Annotated in this window: 5 protein-coding genes; 3 read left to right on the top strand and 2 right to left on the bottom strand. The window is 62.9% G+C overall.

Going from position 1 to position 16,607, the window contains the following annotated elements:
- The first annotated feature begins 161 nt into the window (after positions 1-161).
- Positions 162-1,904, top strand: a complete 1,743-nt coding sequence (locus FVD38_RS18410; RefSeq protein ID WP_147936166.1) for a hypothetical protein — start codon at positions 162-164, stop codon at positions 1,902-1,904.
- On the top strand, positions 1,901-13,120 hold the full coding sequence (locus tag FVD38_RS18405; protein WP_308617034.1) for a cadherin-like domain-containing protein: 11,220 nt from the start codon (positions 1,901-1,903) through the stop codon (positions 13,118-13,120). Before FVD38_RS18410 ends, FVD38_RS18405 begins: the two co-directional genes overlap by 4 nt.
- Before the next feature lie 451 nt (positions 13,121-13,571).
- Here FVD38_RS18405 and FVD38_RS26950 read toward each other — a convergent pair whose 3' ends face one another.
- A complete protein-coding gene (locus FVD38_RS26950; RefSeq protein WP_229493805.1) occupies positions 13,572-14,243 on the bottom strand; it encodes a PEP-CTERM sorting domain-containing protein in 672 nt (223 codons plus the stop codon).
- Positions 14,244-14,443: 200 nt separating this feature from the next.
- On the bottom strand, positions 14,444-15,553 hold the full coding sequence (locus tag FVD38_RS18395; RefSeq protein WP_147936164.1) for an acyltransferase family protein: 1,110 nt from the start codon (positions 15,551-15,553) through the stop codon (positions 14,444-14,446).
- Positions 15,554-15,683: 130 nt separating this feature from the next.
- On the opposite strand from FVD38_RS18395, the gene FVD38_RS18390 reads away from it, so the two are divergent.
- Positions 15,684-16,574, top strand: coding sequence for a sulfurtransferase (locus tag FVD38_RS18390; protein WP_147936163.1), 891 nt, complete (start codon positions 15,684-15,686; stop codon positions 16,572-16,574).
- Positions 16,575-16,607 lie beyond the last annotated feature (33 nt).

Genomic DNA, 16,607 nt, shown 5'->3' with positions numbered 1-16,607 from the left:
AGCTGTCTTGCTACACTGTTCAAGATGTTTCTATTCAGCACGAGAAATTCACTCGGTGCATGACATGAATTTGGCCTACTTGATGCTGTTCAAACATCATTTGCCGGCATGAGAAATTGCAAAATTCACCAATTTCCGATTTAAACTTCACAGGACAGAGAATGGCTTCCGGAATTATCGATAACGGTTTCATTAAATTTGGTTTCAGCGATGCAGGTACGCTTGGCTATGGCAGCAACCAAACGCCGGGCATCTTCTACGATGCGACTGGAAAATTTAACTACCCAAAGAACGCCGACTTCCTGACGCCAGGCTCCCCGCGTGAATCGTTCAGTATCAAGATCGGCTCGACCGTGCATTCGAACCAGAACGAATCGTTCATGTACCCGTCGATTCCGACCAAAGTCTCCCAGTCGCTGATCAAGGCCGACGGCAAGACGTATGGCAGCATCACTGCCGTATCGACCGTCAACGGCCTGGAGATCACCCAGGTCTATAGCGTCGACGCAGATGACACCATCATCAACATGTCGGTCACGGTGAAGAACACGACCGGCGCCACTATTAACAACGTCAAGTACTCGCGCGGCATCGACCCGGACGTCGATTCGCCACTGGGCACCACGTCGACCAACAATACTCAAGGTACGACTGGCGTCAGCAATAACGACCTCGTCCTGTCGGAAGGCCCGATCAGTCATCGCATCATCGGCTTTTACACCAATGACCCGATGGCGCACAACACCAGCGTCACCCGCAGCTGGTCGCTCGACCCGGATGACGCCCTCTCGGGCAAGAACGACGGCGTGGGCGACAACACCATCAATATCGGCTTCAATCTCGGCAACATCCCCGCCGGCCAATCGAAGAGCTTCAACTTCGCCTACGTGTTTGTCGCCAGCCCGGCCCAGATCAAGGAAGTCATCGCCACCGTGCCGGCCTCCAATCCGGCCCCGACCTTTACCGCCTTCGATGCAGCGCTGACCACCGGCGACGAAGACAGCCAGGTCAAGATCACCTACGCCGACCTTCTCGCGCGCGGCAACGAAGCCGACAAGAACGCCGACGACTCGGCCGGCAGCGTGCCGGCCTTCGTCGTCAAGGCGATCACCAGCGGCACCCTCCTGATCGGCGCCACTATCGAAACGGCGAAAGCCTGGGCCGTCAACAGCAACGATGTCATCGACGCCAACAACAACGCCTTCTGGACCCCGGCAGCGAACGCCAATGGCGTTCTCAACGCCTTCACGGTCGTGGCAAGGGATGCCGAGGGCGCCATCTCGGCGACCCCGGTCCAGGCTACCGTGACCATTACGCCGGTCAACGACACACCTGCATTCAAGGCCGGCGCTACACTGACGCCTGTACTTGAAGACGCGATCGACGCCCGCGGCTTGACCATCGACGCCATGCTGGCGCCAAGCTTCCGCGATGTCGACGCAGGCGCCAGCCTGGGCGGCGTCGTCGTGATCGGCAATGACGCGGATCCAGCCCACGGCAAATGGACCTACAGCATTGATAATGGCACCACCTGGCATGCGGTCGGCGCTGTCAGCGATGTCGCCGGACTCGTGCTTCCCGCCAGCGCCAAACTGCGTTTCGAAGCGGAAGCCGACTGGCACGGCACGCCGGCTCCTCTGGAAGTCTTGCCAGTGGACAATGCCTATGGCGGCGGCTTCAGCGACGGCAATACCCGTGTGACCTTCGACAGCACCACCGATGCAGCGACCTCGGGCGTAGGCTCCCACCCCGTCAACATCGACACCGCAATCATCTCGGTCAACGACAAGCCGGTGTTCACCAGCGATGCCGGCGCGGCGTCGCTGACCGAAACCGCAGCGTTCGACTCGGCCCTGGTGCCAAGCCAGGTCGAGCTTGCCTCTGGGCCCTCAATGGCAAGCTGACCGCAAGCGACGTCGATCACGACGCCACCGACCTCGTCTTTGGCATCCGCGGCGCCACCACCACCGCCACCACTGTGACCAAGGTCGGCTTCTATGGCACCCTGGTCCTCGATTCGGCAAGCGGCGAATGGACTTACGCACCGACCAACTTCACCGCCATCAATGCCCTCGGCGAAGGCAAGATTGCTACCGATACCTTCGACTTCAAGGTCAGCGATCCGAATGGCGCTTTCAGCATTCAGGCGCTGACCATCACCCTGACTGGTACCAATGACCTGCCGGTATTGAACGCAGCCCTGGCAGACCAGAGCTTCTCCGGCCCTGGACGCTGGACCTACCAGCTGCCAGCCGACACCTTCGTCGATGCCGACGGCACCCCGCTCGACTACACGGTCGAACTGGTCGACGCCGAAGGCGCGCCTGTGAACGGCGGCGACCTGCCCGGATGGCTGGACTTCCACGAAGCCAGCCGCACCTTCAGCGGCGATCCGCGCGAAGACAGCGCCACGCTGTACATCAAGGTCACTGCCAGCGACGGCAAGGCGTCGGTCAGCGACATCTTCAAGCTGGATCTGACCGACACCGGTAACCAGGCGCCGTTCCTGAACAAGGCGCCGCTGCCCGCGGCCGTGCAGGCCGTACGCGAACAGTTCAGCGTCGAATTCGATGCGGCACTGGGCGGCACCGAGGTGACCTTCGACGGCAAGACCGTGTCCTTGGGCAACGCCGCTAAGCCCACCACTGTGGCCAGCGCGGTCGCCGGCGTCGAGTATGACAATTGGGTCGCGCAGCTCAAGGATGGCGCCGACAATACCGTGGTGTTCACCGCCAGGACGCCGGGCACGGTCGTCGATATCGCCGACGTGATCGGCGCCGGCACCTTCGACGGCACGGCCGTCGTCACCAAGGTCACCGACGGCACTGCGGACGCTGAAGGCGCGCATGAAAGCTTCGTCCTGAACCTGACCGACGCCAATGGCGGCAACTCGATGTCGTTCGACGGCGTCACCGTGCCAATCCCGCTCGAAGGCAGCGCGGCCGATATCGCCGCCCTGCTTGAAGACACCACGTTCACTCACTGGACCGCTGCCGCCAACGGTGACACCGTGACGTTCACGCACAAGGAGAGTGGCAATCAAGATAACGTCGTCAAGGGCGAGTTCACTGGTAACTACATCGACAAAAATCCCTCCATCAATATCTCAAACAACGTCAATGGCGGCGACGGCACTCCGGGCAAGGCCGAAGTGTTCGAAGTCGTGTATTCGGGCGGACTGGGCGGCAGTACCCTCGTGTTCGACGGCGTCACCGTCACTGCCGGCAGCGGCCTTACGGCCGCCGAGGTGGCCGAAGAAGTCGCCGCCGCCGGTGAAACCGACAACTGGAACGTCGCGACCACCACCGCCAACCCGGGCAAGGTCGTCTACACCGCCAACTCGAACGGCAACAAGGCGGCTATTGCCGCCGATGCATTTGACGGCAACGACGTCAAGGTCGACAAGATCGCCGACGGCGCCGGCTGGACCCACACCCTGGCCAAGGACACCTTCATTGATAGCGATGGCGACGACTTGTCGTATACCGCCACGATCGACGGAGCCGACCTGGCCGCCGATGGGACCGCGGCCCTGAGCTTCGACCCGGCCACGCTGACTTTCTCCGGCAACGGCGATGCCTTGCCGACCGGCACGATCACCATTACGGCGACGGATACCCAAGGCAATACGGCAACCGCCTCGTTCGATCTGACCCTGGCCAACGACCTGGACGACGGCCTCAGCGCCGCCGGTGCGCTGGGCAGCGTCAGCTGGACCGGCGCCGGCCAGCACAGCTATCACCTGCCCAGCAACGCGTTCGCCTTCGCCGACGGCGGCGCGCTCACCCTGAGCGCAACCCTCGGCAACGGCGACGATCTGCCGGCCTGGCTCAAGTTCGATCCAAGCACGGCCACGTTCAGCGGCAATCCACCGGCCGGCGCGGCCGGCTCGTATTCCGTGCGCGTCAACGCCAGCGAAAGCACCGGCGCGCCATCTGACGCGACACAAACCTTCACCCTGGTCGTCGCCGATCCGGACGACGCACCGGTGGTCGTCTCGCACCTTGGCGACGTCGTGGTCGACGATCCGAGCGCCAACTGGAGCATCAATATCGGAAAGGCGCTGTTCAGCGACCCGGACGGCGCCGCGGACGGTAGCGCGACCACGTCCGGTATCGTCTACGCGGCAACGCTGGCGAACGGCGATCCGCTGCCATCGTGGCTGTCCTTCAGCCCGGCGACCGGCGTCTTCAGCGGCAATCCGCCGGCCGGTACCCCTTACCTGAACCTGGTGGTCAGCGGCACTGCCGACGGCAACACTGCCTCGACCAGCTTCACCCTGAGCCTGACCACCGACGATGACGCCGCGGCGGCCACCAACAGCGAAGGCAGCCTGACGATCACCGGTACGGCCAGCGCGATCGGCAGCGTGCTGATCGCGGGTGACCCGCTCGACGCCGACGGCGTGGCAAGCAGCCCGGTCTACCAGTGGCAAGTATCGAGCGATAACGGTGCTACATGGAACGACATCGCCGGTGCGCGCGGTGCGAGCAAGAACTTCGTGCTTGCTGTGACTGAGTCCGGCAAGCATGTGCGCGCCGTATCGTTTTACAACGACAACGGCGGCGTGGCCGAATCTCCGGAATCGAACGTGATCGCCGTGCCGAAGTTCAACGTGGATGGCACCGTGACCCTCGCAGGCACCCAGGCGCCTGGTCAGATCCTGACCGCCGTGGTCAGCGACCAGAACGGCCTGGCATCGGCCGAGCCACGCTACCAGTGGCAGGTATCGACGGATGGCGACACCTTCGTCGATATTCCCGGCGCGACCTATAGTGCCTATACGCTGCGTAACGAGGATGGCGGCAAGTACGTGCGGGTCAATGTCAACTACTCGGACGATGAAGTCAGCGCGGAAAACATCTTCAGCGCGCCGACCAAGCAACTCGAGCTGGGCATGGTCGCGCCGGTGGGCGCGAACGACGTTGCCACTGCCTTCGAAGCCGGAGGTACCGACAACAAGGAAGGTGGCGACAATGCGAAAGGTAACCTGCTCGCCAACGATACCGATGCCAACAAGGATGACACGCTCAGCGTGACTGCCGTGCGCTCCGGTGCGGTGGCGGGCCTGGGCGAGAGTGCGGAAAGCGGCGCAGCAGGCTTTGTCATCACCGGCCAGTACGGCACGCTGACGGTCAAGGCCGACGGCAGCTATACCTATGAGGTCGACCAGACCAACTTCGAGGTCAATGCGCTCAACGTCGGCCAGAACCTGCGCGAAAGCTTCAATTACACCGTGACCGACAGCAGTGCGCTGTCCGGCAACGCCGTCCTGACCGTCACCATCAATGGCGCCAACGATGCGCCGACCGTGATCTTCGCCCCGGAAAACATCGTCGCCGTGGAAGACCTGAAGACCGGTTTCGCCATGCCGAGCATGTTCAACCTGTCCGATGTGGACGGCGGCGAATCGTTCTCGGTGCAGCTCGTGGCCAGCGCCGGCAAACTTTCGGGCATCTCCAATGCGGGTGTCGTCGTGAGCGGCAACGACAGCAGCGTGCTGACCCTGACCGGTACGCTCGGCGAAGTCAATGCCTGGCTCAAAGTCGCGGGCAATGCGTTCTACACCAGCGCGCCGAACGCCAATGGCGACGCTGCCGCCACCATCGCCATCATGGCCAACGACGGTTCGGGCTACAAGCCGATGGGCAGCCCGATCAAGGTCGATATTACCGCCACCAACGACGCGGCGGTACTGGACCTGGACGGCGACAATTCCTCGAAAGCCGAAGGCAATGATTTCATCACGACCTTCCGTCCTCGCGGCGAGTCGGTAGCCGTGGTCGACACCGACGTCACCATCACCGACGTCGATGCCGGCGCACTGATGGCCGGCGCGCGTGTCGCCATCACGGGCGGCGCATGGGACAATGATTTCGGCACCACCCACGAAACGCTGTCCTCGACCGCCGGCAACTCCTACAACGGCAGCAAGGGCCCGATCACCATCAGCGGCAACGGCACCACGACCGTCGTCCTGAGCGGCACCGGCACCATGGCCGATTACCAGAATGCGCTCAAGACGGTGCGTTATGACAATGCGAACCCGAATGCGTTCGCGGGCGACCGTACCATCACCATCTCGGTGACCGACATCTCGACCTCGAAGCTGGTCAGCCTGGCCTCCCCATCCAGCATGTTGGGCAATGGCATGTCGGTGCTGCTCGACGGCGTCGACACCGGCGCCAGCATCACCCAGGTGATCGATGGAACGCATTTCGTCACCAGCGCGCTGATCGAAGGCCTGGCAACGGCCACCGCCCTGTCGTTCGCGACCAAGGCAACGGCCGCTGCGGACGCCGCGGCCGTCAACCAGTTCTCGACCGTGGAACTGAACGAGGCAATCGCAATCGGCCAGCGCATCCACGTGGATGGCGCCGACACCGGCCTGACCGTGACGGCCATCGCCGGCTCCCTGATCACCGCCAGCGGTGAACTCACGCTGGCGGCCGATGCCGCGCTGTCGTTCCACACCAGCGCCGTTGCCGTCACCTCCGGCCTGGAATCGAATACCGGTTCCTTCACCACTGCGGCCGACAACAAGCTGATCGCCGTGGGCCAGAAGATCCATGTCGATGGCGCCGACAGCGGCTATACCGTGGCGGCCGTGCTGGACGGCAAGCACTTTGTCGCCAGCGGTCCGCTGAAGGACCTGAGCCCTACCTCGGCCCTGGGCTTCTACCTCGATGGCGCTTTGGTCACCAGCGCGATCAATTCCGCGCCACTGGCCGCCACCACCACCATCAAGACCCCTTGGACCCCGGTGGTCGACCTGGACGGCAACACATCGAATGGCCGCGACCGCGCCACGACCTTCACCGAAGGCCAGGCCGGCGTGGCGATCGCCACCTCCGAAGCCAGCATCACCGACCAGGACGGCAACCTGAAATCGGTCGTTGTCACGCTGACCAATCCGGTCGATGGCAGCGCCGAAAAGCTGTTCGTCGCCCAGGCATTGAAGGACAACCTGAAGGCGCTCGGCATCACCACCACGATCTCGCCGGATAATCATACGGTTACCTTCAGCGGCGACCGCGACGCCACTTACTACCAGCTCGGCCTGCGCGGCGTGCAATATCAGAACAGCTCGGAAAACCCGGGCGTGACGCCGCGCATCGTGAACGTCGCTGTGACCGACCAGGACGACAATACCGGTGTCGATGCGAAGGCCACCATCAACGTGATCCCGGTCAACGACGCTCCGGTCATCGCCACGAATACCGGCGCCACCGTGCTTGAAGGCGGCATCGTCACGCTCAGCACCGCGCAGCTGGCCAGCACCGATGTCGACGACGCGGCCGCCACGCTCGACTACGTAGTCAACAGCGCGCCGACCAAGGGCACGCTGTTCCGCGACCTGAACAACAACAACCAGGTCGACGCCGGTGAAACGGTGGCGACCGGCGCCAGGTTCACCCAGGGTGAACTTGACGCCGGCATCATCAAGTATGCGCAGGCCGATACCATCGGCGGCAGCGCCACGCCATACGGCATCGACAGCTTCGGCTTCGAGGTCCGGGACGGTATGGAGAACGGGGTCAAGGCGCCGACCGGCAAGTTCGACCTGACCATCACTCCGGTCAACGACGCGCCGACGCTGTCGGCCGTGGCCAGCAACCCGACCTTCACCGAGAACGCTACCGATCCGCTCCAGGGCGGCTGGGCAGCGCTGTTCCATGGCGTGTCGGTCAACCCGGTCGAGAACGCCCAGCATGTCACCGAAGTGCAATTCACCGTGGCCGGCCTGGCCGACGTTAATGCCGAGAAGATCCGCATCGACAATCGTGAGATCGCCCTGGTCGAAGGATCCGGCACGACCGCCAACGGCAGCTTCGGCTACTCGGTCATCGTCGATAAAGGCGTCGCCACCGTCGTGGTTTCCAAGGTCGGCGCCAGCGCGTCGGAATGGACCGCCCTGCTCGACAACATCGCGTACCGCAATTCCAGCAACGCGCCAACCGGCACCGCACGCACTGTCACACTGACCCAGGTCAAGGATGATGGCGGCACCGCCAATGGTGGCATTAACACCACCAAGCTCAATATTTCGAGCAGCGTGGCGATCGAAGCATTCGACAGCGCACCGACCATGGGCGCCAACACCATCGCGAGCGTTGCCAATGGCGGCGTCGTGACCCTCGCTACGAGCCACCTGTCGCTGGTCGATAGCGACAGCAACCCTGCGGCGTTGAAATACACCATCACGACCGCACCAGCCAACGGCGTGCTGTTCCGTGACCTGAACGGCAACGGCAAGGTCGATGCATCCGAAGTGCTCGGCGAGGGTGCGCGCTTCACCCAGCAGGACATCATTGACGGTCGCATCAAGTACATGCATGACGGCGAACCCGACACCAGCGCATCCTTCAAGTTCACCGCGGGCGACGCCAAGACCACCTTGCCGGAAGCGACGTTCCGATTCGATATCGGCGCCGCGCCACGCGATGTCGGCGTGGAAGGCGGTGGCACCAATACGCCATCGACCGACGGCCGCAGTCCGCTGTTCGCCGGCGTCGATGTCAACACCAGGCCGGACGATAGCGTCGGTACGCTGACCTTCACTATCGGCGATGTCGAAGACGGCGAAGATGAAGTGCTGACCCTGAATGGCGTCGACCTGCCCCTGGTGCCAGGCACCAGGACGGTCGGCGGCATCGAATACACCGTCAGCGTCGCTCCGGATGGCAAGGTGACCGTGTCCATGACCGCCCCCAACCCGCCCGGCTTCAGCGCCGAGCAGGCCGAGGACATCATCGCCGACGTGCGCTACACCAACAACGCAGTACCGCCGACCCCCGGCGTCCGCCCGGTGCATCTCGAGGTAACCACGATCGACAAGGATGGGACCCCGACCGGCACCCATCCGGTCGCCTTCGACGGCTCGATCACGATCAACCCGACCTCGGCCCCGTTCACCGGCGCCGATCTGCCGGCCCCCGCCGCAGGCAACACGATCGAGACCCTGACCTTCAACGTCAGCCCAGTCCTTGATGGCGACAAGGAAGTTTTCAAGGTCAATGGCCGCGACTTGCCGCTGAAGGATGGCTATACCGCGACCGACGGCGATATCGTCTATACGGTCACCGTCGATGCCGAAGGCAAGGCGACCATCAAGGTCACCGACAGCAAGCTGCCGGGCTTCAGCGAGAGCGAAGCCGAGACGATCGTCAGGAACGCCACCTACGTCAACAACGCGGTGCCGCCGACAGGCGCCCCGCGTGAAGTCACCCTGACAAGCCAGACCGAGGCCAGCGGCGCCACGCCGCCGGTCAAGACGGTGGTCGATCTCACCGACATTGGCGGAACCGTCACGCCGGTGAGCGACAACCACGCACCTGAACTCAAGGTTGGCCCCGCGACCAGCGTATTCGAAGGCGGCGTCGCGACGCTGAAGGTGGCCGACCTGTCGGCGACCGACAGCGAGCAATCCGGCGGCAGCCTGCTGTTCAGGCTTGAAGAAGCCCCAGCCCATGGCGTGCTGTTCCGCGACATCAATCGCAATGACCTGGTGAACACCGGCGAAATCCTGAAGAAAGGCATGACCTTCACCCAGGCCGACCTGGTGGCGGGACGCATCAAATACGCGCACGATGGCAGCGAAGGCGCCACCGACGGCCTGGAGATCAGCGTCAGCGATGGCATCGTCTCCAGCCCGGCAGGAAGCCTGGTCTTCGATATCACGCCGGTCAACGATGCGCCGACCCTGACGGTGAGCGCCCGCAATCCGGCCTTCACCGAAGGCGGCGCCCCGGCCCCACTGTTCGATTCGGCAGCAGCAGCAGGAATCGAAGCGGGCCAGCGCGTGACCGGCCTGACGCTGACCGTAGCCCATCTGCGCGATGGCGCGGACGAGCAACTGGTGATCAACGGCCGGGTGGTCGAGCTCTCGGGCGCGGTCGCCTCGGGCTCGCTGGGCGACGTCGATGGCGTGGCCACGAGCTACAGCGTGAGCGTCTCCGGCGGCACCGCAACAGTGCGCCTGAGCGCGACTGGTGGCATCGTCGAAGCCGATCTGCTAGAGCTGGTGAACAACCTGCGCTACCAGAACATCAGCGCCAATCCGAGCGAAGGCAAGCGTGAAATCACGCTGACCGAGCTGAGCGACAACAGCGGCACGCTGCATGGCGGCCAGGACAAGGCCGCGCTCGACCTCACGAGCAACGTAACGGTCCATGCGGTCGATACCGCGCCTACCCTGTCGAGCCCTGGCATCACGGTGCTGGAAGGCGGTTCGCTGACCATGACCACGACCCAGTTCGAGGCGGTCGATCCCGACTCCCCACTGTCGAGCCTGACCTACCAGCTCGCTAGCGCACCGAGCGCTGGCGTCCTGTTCATCGACCGTGACGGTGATGGCGTACTCGACAGCGGTGAAGAGCTTGCCGCCAACGACAGCTTCAGCCATGCCGACCTGGTTGGCGGCCGCGTGCGTTACCAGCATGACGGCAGCGAAGATGGCGACAGCTTCGGCATCAGCGTCAGCGACGGCAGCGCCAGCTCGGGGCCGGTCACGGTGAATGTCAACCGCACGCCGGTAAACGATGCGCCTGTGCTGGTTGGCCTGGATGGCGCCACGGTCGGCTATCCAGCCGATTCGGGCGCGAAACCGATCGACAAGAACGGTGTCGTCACTGTTTCCGACAGCGACTCGACCAACTTCGACGGAGGCCAGCTGCGGGTGAGCATCCAGTCGCACAACGACGCCGCCAAGGACGTCCTGAGCCTGCACAATGCGGGTACCGGCGCCGGCCAGATCGGCACCAGCGGCAGCAATGTCACCTTCGGCGGCGTCGTCATCGGCACCGTCGCCGGCGGCAGCGGCGCCAACGACCTGGTGATCACGCTTAACGACCAGGCGACTCCGGCTGCGACCGAGGCGCTGATCCGTGCAGTACAGTTCAGCAACAGCGATGCCAATCCGGCCCAGCCGTTGCGCAGCATCGGCTTCACGCTGCTCGACGGCGATGGCGGCGTGTCGCAAACCAGCAGTGTCAACATGGTGCTGACGAACGACACCAAGCCGATCATCCTGAACGGCACCGGCTTCTACGTAGCCGAGAACACCACCGCGGTCACGGTGATGGCGGCAACCGATCCGCATGGCCGTCCGGTCACCTACAGCATCAGCGGCGGCCCGGATGCGGAAAAGTTCGTCATCAATCCGACCACCGGTGCGCTGCGCTTCGCCCAGGCGCCGGACTACGAACGCCCAACCGACGCGGGCGCCGATAACGTATACAACGTCAAGGTACGTGCGACCAACGACGAAGGTTCGTACAGCGAAGCCGAACTGGCGGTGAACCTGGTCGACGTCGTCGACGAGTCGGCGCAGGACGATGCCGCTCCGGCATTCGGCTTCGCCACCGTCAACGGCAACCGCCTGGTCATGACCTATACCGACCAGTCGGCCCTCGATGCGACCAATATCCCGGCAGCAGGCGCGTTCAGTGTCGTCAGCGGCGGCCGTGCCAACGCGGTGACGTTGGTCGTCGTGGATGCGCTGGCCAAGACCGTCACGCTGACCCTGGCCACTGCGGTGTCGAACGGCGCCGTGGTGACGGTCGCCTACACAGACCCGAGCACGGGTAACGACGTCGCGGCGCTGCAGGACATCAGCGGCAACGATGCGGCCAGCCTCGGCGCCACGCTCGTCAGCAACCTGACGCCGAGCGTCGGCGGCGGTAGCGGTGGCGGTGGCGGCGGTACGCCTCCGGTCACTCCGCCAGTCACCCCGCCGGTCACGCCAGGCCGCGCGCCGGGCGAGATCACCAACGTGACCACGGTGGTCACCAAGGGCGGCAACGGCGAGACGATCACCACCAATACCGGTTCGATCGGTACCGTGCGCGTCGTGGAAACCGTGTACGTGCACACGAACGGCACTACCGAGAAATCGATGACCGTCAGCCCAAGCATGAATGGCGGCGGCACGCTGGTCCTGCCCCTGCTGTATGAAGCGGGTGGCACGAGCGCCAGCAGTACGACGGTATCGCTGTCGGAGGGTGTGGGCCTGACCTCGGTTGGCGCCCGCACGCCAGTGGGGACGCCGGGTTCGCTCGACCTGATCCAGCTGATCAAGACCACCGTAAGCGATGCCGACAGCCTACTGGAGGGCATGGTCTCCGGCGGACAGAACTTCCTGGATACCCGCCCGGCTTCGTCCACGCTGTGGGTGAACAAGATCGTGTTGAACGATGCCGGCACCGGCACCGCGCCAGCCGTGGTCACGGTGGACGGCGCTGCCAACAATTCGCAGAGTGTCGCCACCGGCGACAAGCTCGAAGGCATCGTGATCGATGCGTCCAGCCTCAAGCCCGGCTCCACGCTCAACCTGCAGAACGTCGACTTCGCCGTTGTCATCGGAGACGGCATCAAGATCCGCGGCGGTGAAGGCGCGAACATCGTGTACGGCGGCGCAGGCTCGCAGGACATCATGCTCGGCGCCGGCGACGACTTTCTGTACGGTGGCGATGGCGACGATACGATCGGCAGCGGCGGCGGCAGCGACATGATCTTCGGTAATGCCGGCGACGATGTACTGTTCGGCGGCGCCGGACTCGATATCCTGCATGGCGGCAAGGACAATGACGTTGCAGTCTATGAAGGCAATATGGACCGCTACAGCATTACCCGCGACAACGGCAAGACGATCGTACGATCGCTCGATCGGATCGACGATATCGACACGCTGGTCAATGTGGAGACGATTCGCTTCAGCGACCAGACCTACACCGTCGAGAATTCGGTGAACATGAGCATGCTGGCTACCGCTTATGGCGAGATCCTCGACCGTCAAGCCGACCTCGGCGGCTTCCAGTTCTGGGCTGCCAACCTGGATGCCGGCAGCGTCACGTCGGGCCGGGTGGCTCTGTTCATGCTCGAATCGGAAGAGTTCACTGCCAAGCAGGGCGTGCAGTTCTCCAGCCTGGGACAGAAGGAACAAGTCGACATGCTGTACCGCGCCATCCTGAATCGCGATGCCGACCAGGCAGGACACGATTACTGGATGTCGCAGCTGGAAGGCGGCATGTCGATGGAAAACGTCGTCTCGGGGTTCATGGAATCGACCGAACTGACCGGGCAGTACAACGCGAAAACCGATTGGGAATTCACGCTGTAAGGCGCGCCGCTGGCAGGGCAATACGTCCCTGCCGGTAGCGGCTGGTCGACGGCTGGCCGAGCACGTTGGCCGGCCTGCATCAAGAGGGGCCGGGTCCTGTTATGACAGGACCCGGCCCTGATTTTTTCCGCGCCGGTTCGATCGTGCGTTTCGCGACTGACGCCCGGCAGTCATGACTCCATTATGTCGGCTCCCCTGTCTCACGAAGCGGAATCGCTGTCTCAAACTCCTGCAGGCGCGACGCAATCGTAATGCTGGGCACCTTTGTGCTGGGCGTCAAATTAACGCACGCTCACCCCCACATGATACGGATCAGCCTGTAAAAACGAGGACGGCAATAGATTTCTGCAGCTCATTAATAAAAAGCCGCTGCCCAGGGACAGCGACTTTCATGAAAGCTGAGCGATCAACGACCGGGGACACCCGGCCGTGATCGGAAAGTAAATATGAATCAGCCGCGCTTGTTGCGGCGGGTAAGCGCCAGGCCAGCCAGCGCCAGGCCCATCAGCGCAACGCTGCCTGGTTCCGGCACTTCGCCCACGCGCAGGTCGTTCACGTTCAGGGTAACGCCGCTGCCGACGAAGGCAGTGCGGAAACCGATAGTGTCGACCGATTTCAGGTTGGTGCGATCGGTGGCTTTCGCATCGGCGCCGGTCAGCATCTGCATTTCATACGAGGTTGGGTTCAGCCACATGTCCAGGCGGTCGAAATAGTCCGACGCGCCGCTCTTGTACAGGTGGGCGAACAGATAGTAATCGGTACCTGCCACCAGATTGCTGTTCTTCAGGAAGGTACCGCCGGTACCACCGCTGCGGACGAACAGGTCGTCAGTGCCGCATTTGTCGGTGCCGCAATTCGACTTGAAGCCGAAGCTCGGGCCCTTGTAGGCCTCGGTCAGGTTGCTGGCATTGCCAAACCACAGGCCCAGGAAATTGTTGTCACCCACCTTGCCGGTGTAGTTGAAATTGAAGCCGACAATCACGCTGTCCTTCTCGGCCTTGCCGAGCGATTGATGGTAGGCGACGTTGTTATCCGAGGTGAAGGACAACGGTGCTGCGATTGGCGCAGCCGAAGCGAAACCGGTGGTCAGTGCGAGCGTCAGAAAGGCGATATTACGAAGCATGGTCATTCCCTAGTTATGGATGGAGTTGTTTGACAACCCTACCTAAGCAATTTCAATGCCAGCCTAGCCTGTTCATTAATAATCAACAACTTATTTGATTTTAATCAATACCATTCTGTACATACTGTAAAATTTCCCGACATCAATTGAGATGAAGCGAGGCAAGTCAACAGCGTTGCCGGCCTGCTGGCACGCGCGGATCAACCTACCTGTGCAGCCGTTTTCGCTGCCGTCGCCCCATAGCGGCGGCGCATACGCAAGAACGGCTCTTCGACGATGTGGTAACTGAGGGTCGCCAGCGCCCAGGTCGCGGCATAGGTCACGACGATCATGAACAAGGCATCCGACCAGCCGATCTCGAACGGCCGTACCGTCCCTACCTGGGTGGCCAGCAAATGCAATAGCGCCATGTGCAGCAGATAGAAGGAAAAACTGATCTTGCCGCCATGCGTCAGCACCCGCTCGACGATCGCCGGCAGGCGCGGCCTGAACGCGGTCCAGCCAAGGATCAAGAGCGCCCAGCCCGCGCTTTCGATCAGGGACCACACGATCCAGAACGGCGAATGCGGCACGCTGCCGAAACTCGCCAGCCGGTTCATCAGCGCCGTATCCCACATCACCAGCGCGATACTGGCCGGCACCAGCAAGGGCGCGACACGCTGCAGCAGCGCGCCATGGCGCGCGTACACCATGGCGGCGATCATGCCGATGATGAACTGGTCGAAGCGGCCGACGAAGGTACTGAAATACATCAGCGTGCTGTTGGTGTTGACGGTAAACGCGGCCGCCTTGAAGAACAGCAGCAGCACCAGCCAGCCCGCCAGATAACGGATACCGCTCTCCATCGCGAAGCGCGCCAGGAACGGGAACACCAGGTAAAACAGGAATTCGAGCGAGATGGTCCAGGCCGCCCCGGTGATCGGCGTGCCGGACGTCGGCGCCAGGCCGAGGTTGGTCGCGAACAGGTATAGCAGGTCGGCTGGCTGGAACTTGTCGCGCCCGATCGAGGTGGCGACCAGGAAAATCAGCAGGTATAGCGGCATGATGCGCAGGATGCGGTTGCGCAAGAAGTCGGCATACACGATCTGGCGCTGGTGCAGCGCGATCAGCATGAACAGGAAGCCCGACAAGGTGAAGAACAGTCCCACCCCGGTATGCCCTTCAATGATCAGGGCCGCCCATGGCGAGCTCAGGCCAGTACCGCCCAGGCCGCGGTATTCAAGGTGAAAGTGAAACAGGAACACGAGCGTGGCGGCAAGCCAGCGCAGTTGGTCGATCCGCGGGTTGTATTGGATGTTCAGCGACTGCATGCCTTACCCCGTTGTCAGAGACAAACATTGTAACGGTACTGCCCTGAAATAGTCGGGTATTTGCGGTCGTCCCGCCCGGCTGACTTATAATATCGCCCTGTTCTTCCTCTCTTCCTTCCTCTCTTCCGCCATGTCCTCCGCACCACAGTACGTCAATATCGCTGCTTATAAATTCGTCACCCTCGAGGGATTGGAGGAGCTGCGCCCGCAATACCAGGCGCAGTGCAACGAGCTGGCGCTGAAAGGCACGATCCTGCTGACCCCGGAAGGCATCAATATGTTCCTGTCCGGCACCCGCGAGAACATCGACCGTTTCCTGGCGTGGGTGCGCAGCGATGCGCGCCTGGCGGACTTGCAGTGGAAAGAAAGCCTGTCGGCCGAGCAGTCGCACAAGCGCATGCTGGTCAAGATCAAGCAAGAGATCATCACCATGCGCATGCCGCTGATCAAGCCCGAACTGGGCCGCGCGCCGGTGGTCGAAGCGAAAACGCTCAAGCGTTGGCTCGACCAGGGCCATGACGACGACGGCGTGCCGGTAGTGATGATGGAAACCCGCAACGCCTTCGAGGTGGATGTCGGCACGTTCAACAACACGCTCGACTACCGCATCGACAAGTTCACCGAATTCCCGGCCGTGGCGGCCGAGCACAAGGACGAGCTGGCCGGCAAGACCGTGGTGACCTTCTGCACCGGCGGCATCCGCTGCGAAAAAGCCGCGATCCACATGAAAGAGATCGGCTACGACCGCGTGTTCCAGCTCGAGGGCGGCATTCTCAAATACTTCGAGGAAGTCGGTGGGGATCACTACACGGGCGATTGCTTCGTGTTCGACTACCGCACCGCGCTCAATCCGAAACTGGAACCGACCGAGACCGTGCAGTGCTTCGCCTGCCGCGCCGTGGTGACGCCGCGCCAGCAGCTGTCGTCCGATTACGTCGTGGGCGTGTCGTGCCCGCATTGCGCGGGCACGTCGGCGCAGGGCGCGGCCGACGAACAGGCATCCGGCCAAGCGGCGGCCTGATTACCTTGTTGCCGGCGCGATACTGCGCCGGCT

Origin of the sequence: Massilia arenae, from assembly GCF_008014745.1 — a bacterium.
In the GTDB taxonomy this organism is placed as follows: domain Bacteria; phylum Pseudomonadota; class Gammaproteobacteria; order Burkholderiales; family Burkholderiaceae_D; genus Telluria; species Telluria arenae.
This window is presented reverse-complemented; position numbering and strand designations above follow the sequence as displayed.

What these genes read in the sequence shown, in the direction of transcription:
- FVD38_RS18410 (WP_147936166.1), top strand. Translation starts at nt 162, where the DNA reads ATGGCTTCCGGAATTATCGATAACGGTTTCATTAAATTTGGTTTCAGC.
- FVD38_RS26950 (WP_229493805.1), bottom strand. Translation starts at nt 14,243, where the DNA reads ATGCTTCGTAATATCGCCTTTCTGACGCTCGCACTGACCACCGGTTTC.
- FVD38_RS18395 (WP_147936164.1), bottom strand. Translation starts at nt 15,553, where the DNA reads ATGCAGTCGCTGAACATCCAATACAACCCGCGGATCGACCAACTGCGC.
- FVD38_RS18390 (WP_147936163.1), top strand. Translation starts at nt 15,684, where the DNA reads ATGTCCTCCGCACCACAGTACGTCAATATCGCTGCTTATAAATTCGTC.